21 protein-coding genes are annotated in these 20841 nt (G+C 35.1%); 2 read left to right on the top strand and 19 right to left on the bottom strand.

Features of this window, described 5'->3' with window-relative positions; all coding sequences use genetic code 11:
- Positions 1–80 precede the first annotated feature (80 nt).
- From WCV66_RS10605 to WCV66_RS10590, 4 genes are all read right to left on the bottom strand, one after another.
- Positions 81–842, bottom strand: a complete 762-nt coding sequence (locus tag WCV66_RS10605) for an SDR family oxidoreductase (protein ID WP_066326758.1) — start codon at positions 840–842, stop codon at positions 81–83.
- 208 nt (positions 843–1050) lie between these two features.
- Positions 1051–1209, bottom strand: coding sequence for a hypothetical protein (locus tag WCV66_RS10600; protein ID WP_185654132.1), 159 nt, complete (start codon positions 1207–1209; stop codon positions 1051–1053).
- A 71-nt stretch (positions 1210–1280) separates the two neighbouring features.
- Positions 1281–2660 (bottom strand): argininosuccinate lyase, encoded by a 1380-nt coding sequence (gene argH, locus WCV66_RS10595; RefSeq protein ID WP_338788939.1) that lies wholly within the window; start codon positions 2658–2660, stop codon positions 1281–1283.
- A complete protein-coding gene (locus tag WCV66_RS10590) occupies positions 2657–3856 on the bottom strand; it encodes an argininosuccinate synthase (protein WP_066326744.1) in 1200 nt (399 codons plus the stop codon). Before WCV66_RS10590 ends, argH begins: the two co-directional genes overlap by 4 nt.
- Positions 3857–4133: 277 nt before the next feature.
- Here WCV66_RS10590 and WCV66_RS10585 point away from each other — a divergent pair, with 277 nt between their 5' ends.
- A complete protein-coding gene (locus WCV66_RS10585; RefSeq protein WP_066326742.1) occupies positions 4134–4451 on the top strand; it encodes a hypothetical protein in 318 nt (105 codons plus the stop codon).
- 167 nt (positions 4452–4618) lie between these two features.
- Here WCV66_RS10585 and WCV66_RS10580 read toward each other — a convergent pair whose 3' ends face one another.
- From WCV66_RS10580 to sppA, 10 genes are all read right to left on the bottom strand, one after another.
- Positions 4619–5140 (bottom strand): molybdenum cofactor biosynthesis protein B, encoded by a 522-nt coding sequence (locus tag WCV66_RS10580; protein ID WP_066326741.1) that lies wholly within the window; start codon positions 5138–5140, stop codon positions 4619–4621.
- 10 nt (positions 5141–5150) lie between these two features.
- On the bottom strand, positions 5151–5993 hold the full coding sequence (locus tag WCV66_RS10575) for an EcsC family protein (RefSeq protein ID WP_066326740.1): 843 nt from the start codon (positions 5991–5993) through the stop codon (positions 5151–5153).
- Positions 5994–6374: 381 nt separating this feature from the next.
- A complete protein-coding gene (locus WCV66_RS10570) occupies positions 6375–6644 on the bottom strand; it encodes a hypothetical protein (RefSeq protein WP_338788938.1) in 270 nt (89 codons plus the stop codon).
- 251 nt (positions 6645–6895) lie between these two features.
- Entirely contained in the window at positions 6896–8086 is a 1191-nt protein-coding gene (locus tag WCV66_RS10565; RefSeq protein WP_066326737.1) for an acetate kinase, read from the bottom strand.
- Positions 8087–8619: 533 nt separating this feature from the next.
- Positions 8620–9609 (bottom strand): class I SAM-dependent methyltransferase, encoded by a 990-nt coding sequence (locus WCV66_RS10560; RefSeq protein ID WP_066326725.1) that lies wholly within the window; start codon positions 9607–9609, stop codon positions 8620–8622.
- Between the two features lie 173 nt (positions 9610–9782).
- Positions 9783–10283 carry a thiol peroxidase gene (tpx, locus tag WCV66_RS10555; RefSeq protein ID WP_338788937.1) on the bottom strand — a complete coding sequence of 167 codons (501 nt, stop codon included), beginning with the start codon at positions 10281–10283 and terminating at the stop codon, positions 9783–9785.
- A 172-nt stretch (positions 10284–10455) separates the two neighbouring features.
- Positions 10456–10911, bottom strand: coding sequence for a GerW family sporulation protein (gene ytfJ / locus WCV66_RS10550; protein ID WP_338788936.1), 456 nt, complete (start codon positions 10909–10911; stop codon positions 10456–10458).
- Positions 10912–10993: 82 nt separating this feature from the next.
- Complete coding sequence (locus WCV66_RS10545) at positions 10994–11677, bottom strand: DUF2953 domain-containing protein (RefSeq protein ID WP_338788935.1); 684 nt, start codon at positions 11675–11677, stop codon at positions 10994–10996.
- A 296-nt stretch (positions 11678–11973) separates the two neighbouring features.
- Complete coding sequence (locus WCV66_RS10540) at positions 11974–12501, bottom strand: RDD family protein (RefSeq protein ID WP_066326705.1); 528 nt, start codon at positions 12499–12501, stop codon at positions 11974–11976.
- A gap of 12 nt (positions 12502–12513) precedes the next feature.
- The gene (sppA, locus tag WCV66_RS10535; protein ID WP_338788934.1) at positions 12514–13518 is read right to left on the bottom strand and encodes a signal peptide peptidase SppA; all 1005 of its coding nucleotides are present in this window, start codon (positions 13516–13518) and stop codon (positions 12514–12516) included.
- Between the two features lie 157 nt (positions 13519–13675).
- On the opposite strand from sppA, the gene WCV66_RS10530 reads away from it, so the two are divergent.
- Positions 13676–14476 carry an NAD kinase gene (locus tag WCV66_RS10530; protein WP_066326700.1) on the top strand — a complete coding sequence of 267 codons (801 nt, stop codon included), beginning with the start codon at positions 13676–13678 and terminating at the stop codon, positions 14474–14476.
- 60 nt (positions 14477–14536) lie between these two features.
- On the opposite strand, the gene WCV66_RS10525 is transcribed toward WCV66_RS10530, so the two are convergent.
- From WCV66_RS10525 to WCV66_RS10505, 5 genes are all read right to left on the bottom strand, one after another.
- Entirely contained in the window at positions 14537–16120 is a 1584-nt protein-coding gene (locus tag WCV66_RS10525; RefSeq protein ID WP_338788933.1) for an amidohydrolase, read from the bottom strand.
- Positions 16121–16214: 94 nt separating this feature from the next.
- Entirely contained in the window at positions 16215–17798 is a 1584-nt protein-coding gene (gene mbcS, locus WCV66_RS10520) for an acyl-CoA synthetase MbcS (RefSeq protein WP_338788932.1), read from the bottom strand.
- A 393-nt stretch (positions 17799–18191) separates the two neighbouring features.
- Positions 18192–18395 carry an alpha/beta-type small acid-soluble spore protein gene (locus WCV66_RS10515; RefSeq protein ID WP_066326692.1) on the bottom strand — a complete coding sequence of 68 codons (204 nt, stop codon included), beginning with the start codon at positions 18393–18395 and terminating at the stop codon, positions 18192–18194.
- 87 nt (positions 18396–18482) lie between these two features.
- Positions 18483–19682, bottom strand: a complete 1200-nt coding sequence (thiI, locus tag WCV66_RS10510) for a tRNA uracil 4-sulfurtransferase ThiI (RefSeq protein WP_066326688.1) — start codon at positions 19680–19682, stop codon at positions 18483–18485.
- Between the two features lie 5 nt (positions 19683–19687).
- Positions 19688–20833 (bottom strand): cysteine desulfurase family protein, encoded by a 1146-nt coding sequence (locus WCV66_RS10505; RefSeq protein WP_338788931.1) that lies wholly within the window; start codon positions 20831–20833, stop codon positions 19688–19690.
- Positions 20834–20841: the final 8 nt, after the last annotated feature.

The following is a 20841-nucleotide window of genomic DNA, read 5'->3' as shown; positions in this document are numbered from 1 at the left end:
TAAAGTCTACTTAAATCTATAGTGGAAAAAGGAAGTTCTTCTCAAAAAATATCCCTTAGATCTTTCCCATAGTAAGCTAATTAAACATTATAACGATGTATAACATTGGCACCTCCTGTTACCTCGATTATTGAACCAGTGATCATATCAGAGTTTTCTTCACATAAAAAGGAAATTGTTCTAGCTATATCTTCACCAGTTCCTGAACGTCCAATAGGTGTTTGGATATCGCTTATTCTTCTAGAATGATCTATGGTTGCTTCTTTCATTTCGCCTATTATATTACCTGGGCAAATCATATTTGCTGTTATTCCAAACTCTGCTTCTTCTATACTAATCGATTTCGTTAGTGACACTAACCCCACCTTTGCAGCACTAAAAGCCGATCGATGTAACCAACCAGGTGATGATACAGCTCCTTGAAATCCATAAGTAATGATGCGCCCATAGTTCTGCTTTCTCATGATTGGTACGATTTTTTTAAACATGTGAAAAACAGAGCTTAAATTTCCTTCAATCATTTGATACCACTCTTCATCTGTATAATCTGCAAGTTTTTTTCTTTCAAATATGTATGGTCCAGCATTATTAATTAAGCAATCGATTCTTCCAAAGCGTTCGAACGAAAGATCAATCATTGTTGTTAGATCTTCTTTTTTTGTAACATCACCTTGAACAAATAAGAGACGATCGCCAATATGTGAATACAATGTTTTTAATTCTTTCACAGCACTCGTATCACTTCGGTAATTTATCGTAACAGAAAACCCATTTTTTAAAAATTCCTCTGTTACCTTTTTCCCCAAGCCTTTAGATCCAGCCGTTATAAGGGCATGTCGCACGATAAAGTCCCTCCCCATCAAACTTGTCCTTATTCTTTTCTATCTCTATTGTGCTGATAACATCTCTATTTTACAATATACTTGTTTTAAAACTTGTAACTTCTTGTTAAATTCACGTTAAAAATATTCATAAGGGAGGGAAAAATGCATAAAAAAAGCCGACTAATAATAAAGTCAGCTAAAAAATAATTAAAACTAATCATTTTATTTAGTCCTTCCTAACTTGTAAATGCTCCTGTAGGAAGTTTTGCTCATATTGTTGTTCAACAACACCACTTGAATAGGAATCCGTTATTTGCTGCATCGTTTCTTGTTCACCAAGATGATCATAATAATAGGTTTGCCGTGTTATTCGTTTGTTTTTCAAAACTGTCAACTCCTTATTTTCATTTACTCGGTTAGTGTCTCTGAAAATAAGAAGCTTATTCAGTTAAAATGTTAGCTTTCGTTAAACGTTGCCTTTGCTTTTTCAATTGCAATTCTAACCATATCAAAGCCAGTCCCACCAGCGCTCATCCGTTTTCTCACAGCTTCATAAGGATTAATAATCTCATATAAATCTTCTTCAAAGAGATCAGAGGACTTTTTATAATTCTCAAAAGGTAAATCTTTCAAGTAAATACCGGACTGGATACATTCATAGACAAGAGTACCAACAACCTCATGAGCTTCTCTGAATGGCATCCCTTTAGTAGAGAGATAATCAGCAAGCTCCGTTGCATTTGAGAAATCCTCTTTAGTAGCTTTCTCCATCTTCTCTTTATTTACTTTCAAAGTATCAATCATGCCAATAAAAATCTGCAGGCTACCTTCAATTGTTTTTACAGTATCAAACATACCTTCTTTATCTTCCTGAAGGTCTTTGTTATATGCCAATGGAAGTCCTTTTAAAATTGTCAGAAGAGACATTAAGTTCCCATATACTCTACCTGTTTTCCCTCTAATTAGCTCTGCCATGTCTGGGTTTTTCTTTTGAGGCATGATGCTACTACCTGTTGCATATGTGTCATCCAACTCAATAAATTGGAACTCCTGTGAGCACCATAAAATAATTTCTTCACACAAGCGTGATAAATGCATCATTAATAGTGAGCTATTACTTAAAAATTCAATAATAAAGTCCCGATCACTTACACCATCTAAGCTATTTTCATAAATCCCATCAAAATCAAGCTTTTTCGCTGTATATGCACGATCAATCGGGAATGTTGTCCCTGCAAGTGCAGCACTTCCTAATGGAGAAATATTTATTCGTTTAAATGATTCAGTAAATCTTTGTTTATCACGGTCAAGCATCCAGAAATAAGCCATTAAGTGATGGGCAAACGAAATCGGCTGTGCTCGTTGCAGATGTGTATAGCCAGGTAGAATTGTCTCTACATGGTTTTCAGCCTTTTCAACAAGTGATTTTTGTAGCCCTTCAATTAATTCAATAACCATCGCAACATGTTTACGCAAATATAAGTGCATATCAGTAGCAACTTGATCATTTCTACTTCTTCCTGTATGTAGTTTTCCACCAACAGGACCAATTTCATCGATTAACATCTTTTCAATGTTTAAGTGAATATCTTCATAGTTTACAGAAAAAGTGAGCTCATTTTTTTTCGCTTTTTCTAGAAGTGTTGTTAATCCATTTGAGATTTGCTCTGCCTCTTCTTCAGTAATAATACCGCATTTGCCAAGCATATTAACATGTGCAAGACTTCCAGTGATGTCTTCCTCAACTAATTCCTGATCAAAATGGATGGATGCGCCGAACTCATCCACCCATTGTTCAGGGGTTTTTTGGAAGCGTCCACCCCAAAGTTTTTTCATACTTCCACCTTCTTGTTTTTCACCATGCTATTCACTTTCGTAGGTAGTCCCCATAGCTCAATAAAGCCAATTGCTGCATTATGATCAAATGCATCGTCTTTTGTATAAGTTGCAAGCTTTTCATCATATAAAGAGTACTCAGACTTTCTTCCTTCAACAATTGCATGACCTTTAAACAGCTTCACTCTAACTGTTCCAGTTACATATTTTTGTGTCTCTTGTAAGAAGGCATGTAATGCAGTCTTTAATGGTGAGAACCAAAGTCCGTTATAAATTAGTTCTGTTAACTTTTGCTCAATTACAGGTTTGAAGTGAGCAACTTCTTTAACTAATGTTAAGTCTTCAAGTTCTTTATGTGCTTTTATAAGAGTCATCGCACCAGGGCACTCATATACTTCACGTGATTTAATTCCAACAAGACGATTCTCAACATGGTCAATACGTCCAACACCATGCTTACCTGCAATTTCATTAAGTTCAAGGATTAGCTCATGAAGAGGATATGCTTTGTCATTAATTTTAACAGGAACACCTTGTTCGAATTGAATTTCGATTACTTCTGCTACATCAGGTGTTTTTTCTAATGGTGTAGTTAAATCATATGCCCCTTCAGGTGGTGCTGCCCATGGATCTTCTAGTACACCACATTCATTACTTCTACCCCAAAGGTTTTGGTCAATTGAATATGGACTGTCTAAATTAATTGGAATTGGAATATCGTTTTTCATTGCATATTCGATTTCTTCTTCACGAGACCAGCCCCATTCTCTTACTGGAGCAAGAACTTCAAGGTCAGGATTTAAAGCTTTAATCGATACTTCAAAACGTACCTGATCGTTTCCTTTTCCTGTACAGCCATGAGCAATTGCTACTGCATTTTCTTTTTCAGCAATTTCAACTAGCTTCTTAGCAATCAAAGGACGAGATAAAGCAGAAACTAGTGGATATTTCCCTTCATATAATGCATGTGCTTGTAGAGCAACAAGTGCAAAATCTTTTGCATATTCTTCTTTTGCATCGATCATATATGATTCAATTGCTCCTACTTGAAGAGCCTTCTTTTGAACGAATGATGTATCTTTCCCTTCACCTACATCAAGGCAACATGCAACTACTGAATAACCTTGTTCTTGTAACCATTTAATTGCAACAGAGGTATCTAATCCTCCGGAATAAGCTAACACAACTTTTTTCATCTATTTGTTCCTCCTTGGTTGTATAAAAATGAATATATGTTTATAAAAATACATTTCTTGTATAGGTAACACTTTACCAACTGTATCCCTATTTCGTCAATAGAAAAATGCATATTTTCACAGATTCTTTGTATAAAAATTAATTAAAGAGAATAATTCGCCTGAATATACCTCTTTTTTTACATGTCATGCATAAAAACTACATCAAGTAGTTCATAGCTGTTTTTAATAAACTGTTGTAAAATGTGAGTAGATCAAATTTATGGAGGAATGGGAATTGGACGAATATTTTGCCTATGATCCTAGATTAAAAATAAATTTACCTCGTTTGAATAAGAATTGGGATATGTATAGTGTTTCCATTCAAAATAGAATTTTAACCGACTGGGAAAAAATCCGTGGAGGAATTCCGGATCGGATTGCAGAGTTAGAGGATGAAATTAATCTGAAACAACATGCACTTAATCATGAAGAAAACTTCAAGCGTTCTTGTCAACTAAACGAAGAAATTTCTGAACTTGCATCGATTATTAACGACCTCTGGATTTGGTTTCGTTTAACTCAAAATATATCTTCAACGAAAATTCATTCTTAGAAATTCAAAAGGAACAGGGATACAAATTATATAAGCTGGCCAGAAGGCTTATTGATAGCTTGACTCTCTACTCTAGTGTCACTGGTCTTACTCTAGACATAGTCCTAGGGATTAACACACATATTCATTTTATTCTTTAAAAGAAGGCTATACTATCAGCCTTCTTTTTACTCCCTAACTAAATCTTTTCGAATTTCCCTGGTCACATGACCTAATTCAGGTAGAATCAGTTTTTCCAGTGCTAATTGAACAGCACCAGATGATCCTGGCATTGCAAATACAGCTGTCTCCATTGAAACTCCTGCTACAGCTCTACTTAAAATTGCAGCAGAACCAATATCCTCTTGGTAACTTAACAAACGGAATATTTCTCCAAAGCCAGGAATCTCCTTTTCAATCAACGATTGAACGGCTTCTATTGTCACATCTCGTTTCGCAATACCTGTACCTCCATTGGTAAGGACTACATCAATCTCTCGTGATTCACAGCCCTTTAAAACAGAACTACGTATGAGTGTTTTTTCATCTCTTACAATCTCATAATCAACAACGTTGTGACCGCTCTCTTCTAACATCTTTTTAATTAGCTTACCACTTTTATCCGTTTCTTCATTTCTTGTATCACTAATTGTGATCACTTTACAATTCACAGAATGAGGAGCTTCAAGTTTATGTTCAATACTACTCATTTGCACCCTCCTAGAAATTATGATTTTTTTCGTTTATTAATCTGTATTGATAAAATTTATTAGCTAGATCCGTAACTTGGCGTGTGAGCTGGTAATTAGCACCTGCACCAATCATGATACTTACTAGAGGAATACCGGAAATTAGCTTTCTTTTGAAAAGTGATAATACAGAAAGTTTAGCAATTTGTTTTACTAAAAATTCCAAGCTATTAGAATTAGCTAATTCATCGTTCCCTTCATAAAAATAGTACATACCATTCTCTAAGTCTATTTCTTTTTTTAAGGCTTGCCATTGCTCATATTGAAGATGTTTAGGCATTAGAGAAGCGTGATAGACCTTTAAGGATGTCATCATTTCGTAAGGGTTATTAATTTCGTAACCATAGCACATCGAAACCATTTGGATTGACCGTAAATTAAGAATTGTTTGTGCAGGTATATCAGTACCTGATAAAAGAATTCCGCCTGTTCCTGTTATTCCACCTTGTAATAAAGAATAAAGACGATGCTTAGACGTTTGAAGGTCAGCCAAATAATGTAGTTGATCAATTGGGAGCATGGATAAATCATTAATTTGCTGAATGTCTTCATTTAACGCCTTAGCTGATAATAAAATTTGCTTTTTGGCATCCTGTTGAACAAAAGAACTTTGAATAAAGGAGTGTAAATTAAACAGACTAGCATCAAGCTTTTTAAAAAATACTTGCTTCATAGATGTTGGAATTTCACCCATTTTGCGATTCATCCATTTATCAAATGTTCGTTGAAAATCGGTTCGAACATCGTTTTGCAAATCAATTTCCCATCGTTTAATCTCATCTAAAATTGCCTTTTCACGTGCTGATTCATTCATCCTTTTGTCTCCTTATTCCTGTGTAATAAGTAGGTTATTTACGGGTGAATCTTGATATATTTATCATATCACAAAAAGACAGTCGATTTCTTCTCGACTATCTTTGATCTTTTGTTATTACTTTGCAATGCGAACAACATCACGTGCGATGCAGTAATTCGTGAACGATTATTTATTGTAATGAACTCAGCTTAAGGAGCAATTCTCTAATGAGTTACGATTTGGCTTTAGTGGATCGATTGCATTTTTAAAGTTAGTTACTTTTTTTTGTAGTCTAATAGTCGTAGAGGGACTAATTCCTTTTTGTATGGGAATCATTCTAAAACTCCTTTCAAATAAAATTTAGATTTTAATCAAAATAAAGACACTCTTTAAAGAGTGTCAATTCATTAAACCCTCATCTATGTATACTTCCATTCCTTCCTCTTCCAGACATTCACCAAAAAATTTTATCTCTTTCTTATAGTCATAACTGATTACATTTAAATCTTGATCATCTGCATCATAAACAGCTACTACAACATCATTTGCGTATAAGTTTATATAATCATCAGTTCCTTTTAGTTGTGCTTCTACACTGAATTCCTGGCCTTTTATTATTTCTTTATTGGTCTTTAATGCTCTAGATAATAACTCTTTAATTTCATTCATTTGTGTAACCTCCTACAATTAGTTCTATATAGGTTGTAACATATTAGGCTGATTTAGTACAATTTATTATCGAAGTCAGGTCTTAGAAGAGCCTAAGACCCTTTACTGATGCTTCTTTTATATAATGTTCTAAAAATATTTACAAACAAATAAAGACAACCTCCCTCATGATAACCATGAAAAAGGTTGCCTTAATAAAAAAATAGGTGTTGGTTAGATGTACCTAACTAGACTATCGGAAAACGTTGAACTCAGTGTGAAGCTATTCTCTGCACATCGCGTGCTATCATAACCTCTTCATTGGTTGGGATAACTAAAACTTTTACTGGTGAATGAGGGTAGCTGATGTATGCTTCCTCACCACGTACTTTATTAAGAGCTGGATCCCAATAAACACCCATAAACTCTAAGCCTTTTAATACTCGTTCACGTATTTCTGTACTATTTTCACCAATTCCAGCTGTGAAGATAATCGCATCTACGCCAGACATTCTTGCTGCATAGGAACCAATATACTTGTGGATACGGCTTGCAAACACTTCAAGGGCAATTTTAGCTCGATCATTGCCTTCATTTGCTGCTTGTGTAATATCACGAAGGTCACTTGATAAACCTGAAACACCTAGAATTCCACTCTTTTTATTTAAGATATCTAGTACTTCGTCTGCAGATTTCCCTGTTTTCTCCATGATAAATGGTAGAAGTGCAGGGTCAATATTACCCGAGCGTGTGCCCATTGCAACCCCTGCAAGTGGAGTAAATCCCATAGAGGTGTCAATTGATTTTCCACCTTCGATTGCAGCAATACTTGCACCGTTTCCTAAGTGACATGATATTAAACGTAGGTGTTCTACTGGTCTACCTAAAATTTCTGCAGCTCGTTCGGAAACATATTTATGTGATGTTCCATGGAAGCCGTACTTACGAATTCCAAAGTTCTCATAATATTCATAAGGTAAGCTATATAAGAATGATTGCTCAGGCATTGTTTGGTGAAATGCTGTATCAAATACTGCTACTGCATTAACATTTGGAAGCACTTCTTTAAATGCTTTTATACCAACTACATTTGCAGGATTGTGAAGTGGAGCCAATTCAGAAAGGTTCTCAATTTGTTGTAAAGTTTCATCTGTAATAAGTGCAGAATCATTAAAGATTTCTCCACCGTGTACAACTCGATGACCGATTCCTTCAATTTCATCTAAGGATCCGATAATTCCAAGATCAGTTAATTTTGATAAAAGAATTTTTACAGCAACAGCGTGGTCAGGTATATCTGTTACTTCTTTTTGATTTTCTCCATTTACTGAAATAGTAAATACAGAATCATTTATCCCAATTCTTTCTACTAAACCTTTAGTTAAAACTGTTTCGCTTGGCATTTCAAAAAGTTGAAATTTCAATGATGAACTACCAGCATTAATTGCTATAACTTTTGCCATATATTGTTACTCTCCTTTTTATTCCGTGCCGAAAGTTGGTAATACACGATATTAATCATGTAGACAAACAGTTAGACCCGAATCTTTCGTCTAATAAATAGTCGATAATAGACATACAATGTAGATTTTGTTTATTATGAATCTTCCCATTTTGCTTATATTTTTACATTCTTATTCTTTGCAAAATGTTCACGATTATTATCTGCCTTTTCCATTTAAACACTGACATATTAACATTTCAAGAACTTGATTTAACTGGAATCGTTTACAGCTAAAAGTCTTACAATTCTAATAATTAAGGTAATGGATTAAGTATTAAGAAAAGCGCAAGCGCCTTGATCAGACTAAGGCAGGCATAAGACGCTCAGGAATAGAAGACGTTCTTTGTCTTCAATTCCTGAGTGGCTTATGACCCCGAGGGTCTAGGCGCTGGAGCTAGACACCAAAACTGAGTAAGAAAAGTTATAAATTCTGATACTATTCAAAAAGGAAACCCTAAGAAATAAGAGTCTCCTAATTAATCCAATATAATATTATTTATTTTCTCTAAACCATTGATCGATTTGCTTCATTATTGAATTCATTGCTTCTTTATTTGAGAATTTTGGTAATTCTGCAAGAATTGCTTGCTTAGGAGGTGTACTATTTTCACCCTTCTTTTGTAGAATCAAGATGCTCTTTCCATGCTTTTCATCTTTAAATAAGGATAACGGCAATTGAATAAATCCTTGAATAATAGCCATCTTTCTAAGAAATTGATTTAGCTTCGGTGCTTCTTTCGTATCAAATAAGGAATTGGGAACAATAAAAAACAGATAACCATTTTCTTTCGCATGCTTCATGCTCTGCTCAATGAAAAGATGATGAGCATATGAGTGGCCTTCATCTGCCTTAAGTTCATATTTAGATGCTTCTATATCGTTAGGATAATAGCCAACTGGTAAATCGCAGACAACTATATCAACTGGATCAATTAACAATCGCTCTAAGCTATCCTGATTGAAGAATTGCACAGGATGTTCTTGAAGATTTGCATTAATATATGCTAATTTAATTAGTAAATCATCGACATCTACACCATAGCTATCAACTTGTTCTAGCGTTAAATAATTCAGAATAGTTGTAAGTAAGTTTCCAGTCCCAACTGCGGGATCCAATACTGATATTTCCTTTTGATTACCGACAAATTTGCTTACTAAATAACCCAAAAATAAGCCGATTGTATCTGGTGTCATTTGATGATTAGGATGCGCACCTTCTTTTAACCCTTTTAAAATTGCCAACTGATATGCTTTACGAAGCTCTTCATTACCAAAAGAATCTATTTTAATTGTTTCATATTTACGTTTTAAACTTTTTTCTGTAATCTCGCTCAGATCTTCCTGTAGAATTGAACCATGAAAAATATTTTCGCCAGTTTCTGCAACTGCTTCTATGTAAGTCATGTTACATTCTTTCGCGATAAGATCTGCTGTTTCATTTATTACTGCAAACAAATTCTCTATTTTAGAAACTGTTTTCATCCATTTTCCTCCTCGCCATCGTACTCTTCTCATTTTAGACATAGCAGAACAAAAGCGCAAGCGCCTTGATGAATAGGACAACTCCTAATCTAGCTATTGTCCTAGCGTAAAAATTTTATACGACAAAAAAGACTGCCAAAAGCAGTCCCTTTATCTATGTTAGTCTTTGAACCTTATTGTGCAGACTTAGCAGCTTCAATTGCAGCTTCGTAGTTAGGATGATTTGTTGCTTCACTCACATACTCAACATATGTTACTTTGTCATTTGCATCAACCACAAATACAGCACGAGCTAATAAACGTAATTCTTTAATATGGACACCATATGCTTCACCAAAAGAAAGCTCACGGTGATCTGATAGAGTTTGCACATTTTCTAATCCATTAGCAGCACACCATCTTTTTTGAGCAAATGGTAAATCCACACTAATTGTTAAAACTTCAACATTCTCTACTTTTGACGCATCTTCATTAAAACGGCGTGTTTGTGCATCACAAACCCCTGTATCAATTGAAGGTACGACAGAAATTAGACGAACCTTACCTTTTGAATCTGCCAGTGAAACAGGAGATAAATCGTTTGCCAGTACTGTAAAATCAGGTGCACTGTCTCCAACTTTCACTTCATTGCCTAACAATGTTACTGGGTTGTTCTTGAACGTAATAGAAGCCATACCAAATTCCTCCTTTTAATTATGTACAGTGTAAATATAGCCTAGCTATCAAGATTTATCAATTGTTTTGAACTTTTAAAAATTCTAACTTTTTGCAAGACTTTGCAAAAGCAATTGTATCCCTCAATTATGAGAAATGACCCATAAAAAAAATTAACTGCCTAAACGGCAGTTAAAAATCTAAATCTTGCTTTTGCTGACTTTGATTGTTTGAACTTTGTGAATTACTGCTATCTTTATTTTTTTTGAACATTCCTTGAATTTTCTCTACAGTTTGTGGGGCTGCTTCTAAGATTTTTTCATATAAATGAGTACTTTCATCTAAATGAAGCATTTTTACACCTGTTGTTGATACGATTAGAAATGCAATTGGAGTAATGGAAACTCCACCACCACTCCCACCACCGAATGGAAGTTTTGGGGATTTTGGGTCGCCACCTTCTTCGCCCCCTGAGGAATTAAACTCACTACCTCCTGCTGCGAATCCAAACCCAACCTTAGATACTGTTAAAATGACGCTTCCATCTGGCGTTTCTACAGGATCTCCTACGATTGTATTAACATCAATCATTTGTTTTAAATTTTCCATTGCTGTTTTCATTAGTCCTTGAATTGGATGATCACTCATGTTATGTAGCCTCCTTAAATATTATTAACGGTCATTTTCATTACATACCGGGAAAGTTGTCCCCAAGTTCATTGCTAAACTGTTAGTTTGAAAAAAATGAAAATGGTTTGGTTTTCAACTTAGGACGTCCACCTTTCCAATATTTAATGAATTGTATACCTGCCAAAATAGCTTGCCCGATTCGAAACTGAAAAATACATTGTAATTTCGTTCTTGAACAGAACTGATTAAATTCAGGAGTTATTGTTACTACAGGTGTCGTCTGTAACTTCATATACTGACTTAGAAGACCAATGACGCCTCCTTTAATTGCCCAGGCAGCACCTGTTAATAACCCGGTATGCGCAGCATCACCGATCCCGAATTGTGAATGCCATTCTAGTTTTTTTATTCTTATTTTCCTTAAAAACTTGCGGATGATTTTATGCATTCCAACAATATGTTGTGTAATCTCCTTTATATCGCTCAGCCCATTTAGTGCATCCTCAGGTGTTACCTTATCCTCTATTTCTTTTACCTTATTATCAGCTTTTTCACTTCCCATTTTCTGCTCCTGCTTTACAATAAGTTTGGGTTCATCCTTATCAATTTTTACTAGTGGAATGTTAATCGTGTAGCGAAGTAATCCAAACCATGCACGAAATTTTATTTTAAACTGGTCATTATCACCGATATGATTTAAATCCAGTGTAACCGTCAACTTAGTAAAAATAATCAGTAAAAAGAGTAAGGATAAAAGCAGTAAAATAATCATCACTATAAACACGATTTTTCACACCCTTTCAATCCATCATTATCGCCTCTATAAAACTAAAATAAACCTACTGATATGTTCAGTAGGTTTATTTTAGTTTTAACTCTGTTAATACTCACTAATGTTTTGGCACTTTGTTGATTTGACCAGATACGTGGGATTCCTGCTTAGAGTTCGAATACAAGGGAGACTATATCCAGATGCAAAGCAAACCGGATATGCTCTCGGACCGCCCGCGGAAGCGAACGGTTGCAGCGAAAATCAACAGCCAAGTTTAACAGAGCCTTACATCAAAAAAGTCCGCTGATTTATTCAGCAGACAATTCTTCAGCATATTTAATAAATAACTTTTCATGAATAACTTGTGTATCAGAAAAGATATCGTGAAGTCCTTGTTTTTTTGGAGTAAAAGCAACAATGATATAGCCAATCCAAATGGTTTTTGAAATATAACGCCCTATTAATTCTCGGAATAAAATGGTTCCCCAACTTATTGTTTCTTCCTTAATAGAAATTACTTTTATACCAAAAATCATTTTCCCTAAAGTTTGATTAAAGTATTTTGTCATTAATACAAAATAAGCAAAAAAGATCACAGCTGTTGCAATTGAGACAGGAGAAAACAGAAATGAGTTATTGTTATTTAAACCTATTAAATCAAATAGTGGATAAATTACAATTCGATTCACACTACCGATAACTAGAAGATCGATTAAATAAGCCCAGAGGCGAATCCAAAAACCTGCTTGTAAATGATCGAAATCAATTGTCTTTTGCTTTTCTACAGGCTTATCCAATAACTCTGTATTATCTGCTCCTTCAAAAGTAGCATCCACGTTTATCCCCCCTTATTCAGAATATAAGTACATAAGCCTTGGAGAATTTGAACTCGAAAGCAATTGATAAAGACTAGATAGCTCAGCATCCTCTTTAAATACTTTACCAACACTCATTGATAGGAGTGAATCAAGACCTAATGAATCACCATACTCAACGACCTGTGCCTCCTCTAAATCTAAATCCTTTTTCATAGCGGCAACTGTATCGTCGAAATATCCTAGCTCATCGATAAGATTATTTTCCTTTGCTTGTCTACCATCATAAATTCGGCCGTCAGCAACTTTGCGAACCTCTTCTTCTGATAATGGACGTCCTTCTGTAATTACATTCACAAACCCTTTATAGGCATTGTCCACCATAGATTGAAGTATTTTTCTTTCTTCCTCTGTCATATCGCGAGTTGGAGAGAAAATGTCCTTATAGGGTCCACTTTTAATGGTTTCGAATTTAACACCATATTTTTCAGCTAATTCCCCATAGTTTATTGATTGCATGATAACTCCTAGAGAACCTGTTAAAGTATCTGGAGCTGCGAAAATTTTATCTGCAGCAGTGGAGATGTAATACCCACCTGATGCAGCAGTTGTTCCCATAGACACATATAAAGGTTTTTTACTTTTTTTAGTTAGTTCAATTAATTTTTTATGTATTTCAGCACTTTCTACAACTCCGCCACCAGGTGAGTTAACTCTAAGTATGACACCTTTTACACTATCATCCTCACCTGCTGCTTCAACCATATCTAAAAAAGTTTGGTGCTGATAGCCTGCAGTACTAAAAAAAGAAGTTACATCTTCACCAGTGTCTTGTATAACCCCATTTACATTCAAAACAAGGATCTTATCTAACGAATTGCCTTCTTCAATTATTTCCTCTGAAAATCCAGAGCTTGATGCAAAGGCATCCTTAAATAGGTCGCTTTGATTTATGAACATCATCGTTGAGCTTATAATAATTGAAAATACGAACAAAACACCTGCAATGGCAATAGCTCCCCATCGTTTACCGTTCATTTAAAATGTCTCCTCCTTCAACTAGAATTGTTTTGATATGATTTGCATAGCTTTAAAACATTTAATTATGTAAAAGTGGTAAACTAAACAACATAGAGTATTGTATCATCTTCAAGGAAAAATGTGGAGAATTTACCTATCATGAGGAGGAATCAGTGTGTCAGATCGTCGTAATGTTTATTTTTTTTACAAAAAAGAGGACGAACTCTTAGAGAAAATCAATTCCCTTATTGAATTAGCAAGAGAAAATGAATTTAGAGTTGTTGAAGATCATACTATCGCAAATGTAATTGTAAGCATAGGTGGAGATGGTGCATTTTTACAGGCAGTACGCAAAACAAACTTTCGTTCAGACTGTCTATATGTAGGCATAGGAGTTGATCATACATTAAGCTTGTATTGTGACTTCCATCTTGATGATCGAGAGAAAATGATTCAAGCTATGAAAGAGTCTCAAATTGAGGTTAGACGTTACCCAGTATTAGAAGTAAAACTTGATGAAACGACATCTTTTAAATGTTTAAATGAATGTTCCATCCGTTCAAGTATCATTAAAACCTTCGTTATCGATGTTTATATAGATGATCTACATTTTGAAACTTTTAGAGGAGATGGGATGTTAATTGCCACACCTACAGGAAGTACTGCATATAACAAATCTGTAAATGGTGCAGTTGTAGATCCTATGCTTCCATGCATACAAGTAAGTGAATTAGCTTCATTAAATAACAATCTTTATCGTACACTAGGTTCTTCTTTTATACTAAGTGACACAAGAAAATTAACATTAAAAATCGTACAAGATGGCAATGATTACCCTGTTATTGGAATGGATAATGAAGCATTAAGTATCCGCAATGTAAAACAACTAGAGTATGGTTTAAGTGAGTTACCAATTAAAACAGTAAAACTTAAGGATAATTCATACTGGGAGAAAGTTAAGCGAACATTTTTATAAAAATGATTAAAAGGAAGCCTATATGCTTCCTTTTTCACTCATCTCTATTTCCATCGTTGGTTACCTTTTATACATAATTTCATTATCAACAATCGTTAACTCGACAGTCGCATTTAGCAGCTCCTCATGTGGCAGTTCAAATATATCTTGATCAAACACAGTGAAATCTGCTGTATAGCCTTGTTTAATCATCCCACGATTATGTGAATGGTGAGTTGCATATGCACTTCCTTTTGTAAATAGCTCAACAGCCTCATAAACTGAGAGCTTTTGCTCTGGGTAGTAGCTTTTTCCTGAATCATCATAAATACTAGTCCTTGTCACTGCAGCATAAATACCTAAAAGCGGATCAACTGGCTCTATAGGTGCATCAGAACCCCCTGCACATTGAATACCTTCTTGAAGCAGCGTCTTCCATGCATAGCATGTTTCCATATATTCCTCACCAATCCGCTCAGTTACCCATGGAAAATCACTTGCTACAAACCGTGGTTGTATATCTAAAATAATAGGAAGCTGTTTCGCTTTTTTTATTAAATCATTTCTTAAAATTTGAGCATGAATGAGACGGTCATGTTGCCCTTTCAATGGAGGGTACTCTTCAATCACATCTAATATCCATTCAAATGCCAAATCTCCGATTACATGTACCGCTACTTCCATTTTATAGCTTCTTGCTTTCACAATAAGATCTACTAATTCAGCTTTTGAATGAATAGCTACACCTGAAGTGGTTGGATCATCTTTATACGGGAAACTTAACAACGCAGTTCTTCCTCCAAGGGCTCCATCAGCAAAGATTTTCATCGCGCCGAACTCTCCGTAGTTTCCTAAACTTCTTTGTTTTTTGTGAAATTCATCTACGACTAGATGATGAACAAGCAGATGGGTGCGGAATTTAAATCCCTTGGTTAAGACACGATGAAATGCGGTTAAAGTATTATCTAAACTGCCATAGTAGGCCAAATCCTCCGAATGTGCACCCACTAGCCCTTTTTGATAGCAATCTTTTATAGATGTTTCAAGTACATATTCTAACTCCTGCTGAGTAAGAGAAGGTGCAATTTCAAACAGAAGCTCCTGTGCTTGATCTAGTAAATATCCAGTTGGTTCGTTTTGTTCATCCCGTACAATAACCCCCCCAGCCGGGTCAGGTGTATCACCTGTAATATTTGCAAGCTCCAATGCTTTTGAGTTTGCTATACTTGCGTGTCTGCATATTCTTTTAAGTAATAATGGATGATCCCGTGCAACCTCATCTAATTCAGCTTTATGTAGAATCTTTTGATCCTCTAGTTGATTTTCATTCCATCCTTCTCCAATAATCCAGCTTCCTGGTGTTATATCCTTTACTCGATCTTTAATACTTTCTAAAATTTCTTTTGAGCTTGTCGTCTTTGAAAAATCCAGTCTTGTTAGTTTTTCTCCATGTCCAATTAAATGGAGATGGCTATCTACGAGACCAGGTATCATCGTTTTTCCCTTTAAATCATGCAGCTCTTCTATATCCTCTTTATAAGCTTCAACTAAATACTTATAACTCCCAGTTGCAATAATATAGCCATTTTTAACATATACAGCTTCGACTTGGCTACCTTCTTTTTCTAAAGTGTATATTTTTCCTCCAGACCATAATGTACCCAATCATCATTCCTCCAGGATTTAGTGTCTACCAAAATGTTACCATAACCATTTCCAAAACAAAAAACCAGGCGATGTTGAGCCTGGTTTTCACTGACTATGCTTGTTTTAGTTCAAGCTCACGTTGTCTAAGTTCTATTCGACGAATTTTACCTGATGTTGTTTTAGGTAATTCATCAATAAACTCAATTTCACGCGGATATTTATAAGGAGCTGTTAACTTTTTGACATGCTCTTGCAGTACAGTAATTAGCTCCGGGGTATTGATATTAGAAGGATCTCTTAATACAATATAAGCTTTTACGATATTTCCTCTAATTTCATCTGGGCTAGCTACTACGGCACACTCCTTCACTAAAGGATGTTTAACAATTGCATCTTCAACCTCAAATGGACCAATAGTGTAGCCAGAGCTAATGATAATATCATCGCCTCTACCTTCAAACCAAAAGTAGCCGTCTTCATCCATCTTTGCTCTGTCACCAGTAATATAATAATCCCCTCTAAATGCACTCGCTGTCCGTTCAAAATCCTTATAGTATTCTTTAAATAATGCAGGTGTATCCTTATGAACTGCAATGTCCCCAACTTCATTGACTACACATGGTTCACCTTCATCATTTATAATTTTCACATCATTACCTGGAGTAGGTTTCCCCATTGAACCTGCTTTGATTTCCATTCCCTTCATGACACCAACAAGGAGTGTATTTTCTGTTTGACCATAACCATCACGAACTTTTACATTAAAATAATGCTGGAATGTATCGATGACTTCTCGGTTCAATGGTTCTCCAGCCGAGACTGCACTATGTAAATTTGCTAAGGAATAGTTCTCAAGCTGCTCAACCTTTACCATTAATCGATATTCTGTAGGTGTACAGCATAATACATTTATTTTGTAATCATCTAAAAGCTGTAAATATTTATTAGGCTCAAATTTCCCTTGATAAATTAACCCTGTAGCACCCGAACCTAATACAGATAAAAACGGACTCCAAATCCATTTTTGCCATCCTGGTCCAGCAGTTGCCCAGACCATATCATTTTCCTCAATGCTTAACCAATTTTTCGCTGCAGTTCTTAAGTGAGCAAAAGCCCAACCATGTGTATGTACAACACCTTTTGGATTTCCTGTTGTACCTGATGTATAAGAAACGAATGCCTTACTATCAGATTTTGTTTCTGCTATATTCATTGATGTGCTTTGTTTCTTCATTAGCTCGTCTAGCGGTAACCAATCTGGATCGTTTCCATTTATAACAAATTTTATCAATTTATCAAACTGTCTTATTCCTCTAAATTCATTAGTATATAGTCCATAGCTTATTACAGCTTTAACTTCTCCATGTGTTACACGATACTGTAAATCTTTTGTTCGTAACATTTCTGAGCTAGGAATCACTACTAAACCTGCTTTTAAAGCACCAAGATAAACAGCATATGCATCTATAACCCTAGGTATAACAATAAGAACTTTATCACCCAGTTTTAAGCCTTCGTTTGTGAAAGCGTTTCCAATTTGATTTACCCTGTCCAATAAAGCACGATAAGTAATCTCACTTTTCTGACCTTGTTCATTTTCCCATTTTAATGCGATCTTTGTTGCATCTGTCGAATATTTTTCAATCTCTTCTACAAGATTATAACTTAATGGCGCAAGTAGTTCTTCTCTTACCATTTTCCCCCTCCTAATGTTTGCACAATCCTAAATAAATTCATGGCACAATTTAAAAATGAAGGAAAATAGAGTATTCCCACAAGTAGCTCCAATTAGGAGTGTACAAGCACGCACTACAATAAGTGTTGAGCTAAAACTCATCTATGTTCAAACTAATGAACAAATTAATAAGTTTTTGCAGGTTCCGTCCCATTTCCTTCTTACAATAATATTATACCTAATAGAATAAATAATTTAAATAATTATCAGTAAGACGATCGTTAAATACAATCGATTATGTATTGGAAAAAGACAATTATTTAATGCTTTCATGTAGAGTCTCATATTTCTTCACACAAGAAAAAGAACGGGATTTTACTCCCGCTCTTAGTAGCCATTATTTATTAAATTATGTTATTTGAAAGAACCACCCATTTGTTGTTGAGCAAAAGATACTAAACGTTTAGTGATTTCACCACCAACAGAACCGTTAGCTCGTGAAGTTGTTTCTGGTCCAAGGTTTACACCGAACTCAGAAGCAATTTCATATTTCATTTGATCGATAGCTTGTTGTGCACCAGGTACAACAAGTTGGTTTGAGTTATTGTTTTGTGCCATGTGTATCACCTCCTTGTGAGTTTAGAATGTGTAAATACACATGGCTTCATTCATATTTGTTTTTGGTAAATATTCACAAGTGATTTTCTATAATAAGTTATCGAATTTTTCCTTTTGCTCCTTCGTTATGACGATTGTTTCCACCTTATTTAATGATTGTGAAACAAGCTCATCAAAATCAACAAAGCTTTCAAAACGTGATACTTTCTCAAGCTTTGGTTTTGTTTTAGGATTTGCAGGAGTAAAAATTGTACAGCAGTCCTCATATGGTCGAATTGATATATCATGTGTTCCAATACTTTTGGAAATTTCGATTATCTCGAGTTTGTCCATTGTGATAAGTGGTCTAATTATTGGTGTGCTAGTAACATCATTAATAGCAACCATGCTTTCCAATGTTTGACTTGCTACTTGTCCAAGGCTTTCCCCAGTAATTAGTGCAAGAGCTTGTTGTTTTTCTCGTAATTTATCAGCTATTTTAAGCATCATTCTACGTGTAGATGTCATCGTGTAATTTTCGGGAACTTGTTCTTGAATTTTTTCTTGAATAGCTGTAAATGGGACGATGTGAAGCTTTATCTTACCTCCAAAAGCAGTTAACTCCCTGGCTAGATCAATTACCTTTTGTTTCGCACGTTCACTTGTATAGGGGGGACTAAAAAAATGAATAACCTCTAATTCTACTCCTCTTTTTAATGTTAAAAACCCAGCTACAGGACTATCGATCCCACCTGATAATAAAAGCATTGCCTTGCCACCAGAACCTACAGGTAGACCTCCTGCTCCTTTAAAATCATAGCATGTAAGATATGTTGCCTCTTTTCGAACTTCGACACGTAGATTTATTTTCGGATTTTTAACATCTACGGTAAGATCTTCGGTATTTATTAGCACATGACTCCCAATCTGATAATTTAATTCATTTGTATCAAGTGGAAATTGTTTGTCTGCTCGCTTTGTTGTTACTTTGAATGTATCATATGGCTGGAATACACTGTTAACCGCCTTTAATGCCATTTCTTTTATTTCAGATATATCACTTTTACATTTAATCGCTAAACTGAATGATTGAATTCCAAATATGTTCTTTAACCTTTCAACGATTACTTCATGATCCTCGTTATGTAAATGGATATAAAGCCTATCACGTGTACCCTGGTATTCAAGATTTGGAAAATCTGTTAGCACATCTCTTACATTATTTTTTAACCTATCAATAAATTTCCTGCGATTACGTCCCTTAGTAGATATTTCCCCAAATCGAATTAATATGTGATCAAATTTCATCTTTTTTACCTCATTACCTTTGATAATTTTTCTATACCCTTAGAAAGCGTCTTAATAAAAGGATTAATTATTTCTTCATTTTGGTCAATTGACAAACTCACTCGAATTGCACTTTTCGCAACATCCTGATGTTTATTCATAGCAAGAAGTGTGGTGCTAATAGCTTTCCTTCTTGATGAACAAGCTGAAGTTGTTGATACAAAGATATTACGCTCACCTAAATAATGTATCAGCACTTCTGCTTTCACAGATGGTACTGAGAAGTTTATTATGTGTGGTGCAGTATTTTCTTGCGGTGTGTTAACAATAACACCATCTATGTTCATTAATTCCCTTTTAAGTTTAGTGAAAGTATTTTTCATGGTCGAAGATTGCTTTTCAGCTCTTTCAGATGCCATTCTTAGTGCCTTAGCAAAAGCCACATTTCCTGCAAGACTTTCTGTACCTGATCTCAACTGAAGTTCTTGCAAGCCACCTGAAAAAAGAGGAAGAAGATCAACTCCTGTCCTCAAAAACAAAGCACCAGTACCATTTAAACCATGGAATTTATGACCTGAAATCGTACAAAGATGAATATTAGCTTTCTTTAAGTCAAGTGGCACTTTCGTGATACCTTGAACATTGTCAACATGAAACAGAGCCTTAGGATACTGCTTAATAAGCTGTCCAATTTCTGTTACCGGCTGAATGGTGCCGACTTCATTATTTACATGCATAATCGATACGAGGATAGTATCTTCACGTATTTCTTTTTTCATGCGTTCAATTGAGACTATACCATTCTCATCAACTGGTAAATACGTAACATCAAAATCATGAACTTGCTCAAGCTGTTTAAACGACTCCAAAACAGATGGATGTTCGACTACCGAAGTGATGATATGCCTTCCTTTATGTTTATTAGCAAGTGCTGCTCCTTTTATCGCAAGATTATTCCCTTCTGTACCTCCTGAAGTAAAAATAACCTCCTGTTCATGCACCCCTAAAAGATTTGCAACCTGTTTTCTGGATTGATTTAGAAGTGACTCAGCTTCACTTCCTAATTTATGTACGGAGGATGGATTAGCAAAATAAACTTCAGTTACTTTTGAAAACGTTGATATAACCTCTGGATAAGGCTGTGTTGTCGCACTGTTGTCTAAATACAACATTCTGTTTC

The organism is Metabacillus rhizosphaerae, from assembly GCF_037201795.1.
Classification (GTDB): domain Bacteria; phylum Bacillota; class Bacilli; order Bacillales; family Bacillaceae; genus Metabacillus; species Metabacillus rhizosphaerae.
The sequence above is the reverse complement of the archived record's forward strand: the minus strand, read 5'-3'. Positions and strand labels throughout refer to the sequence as shown.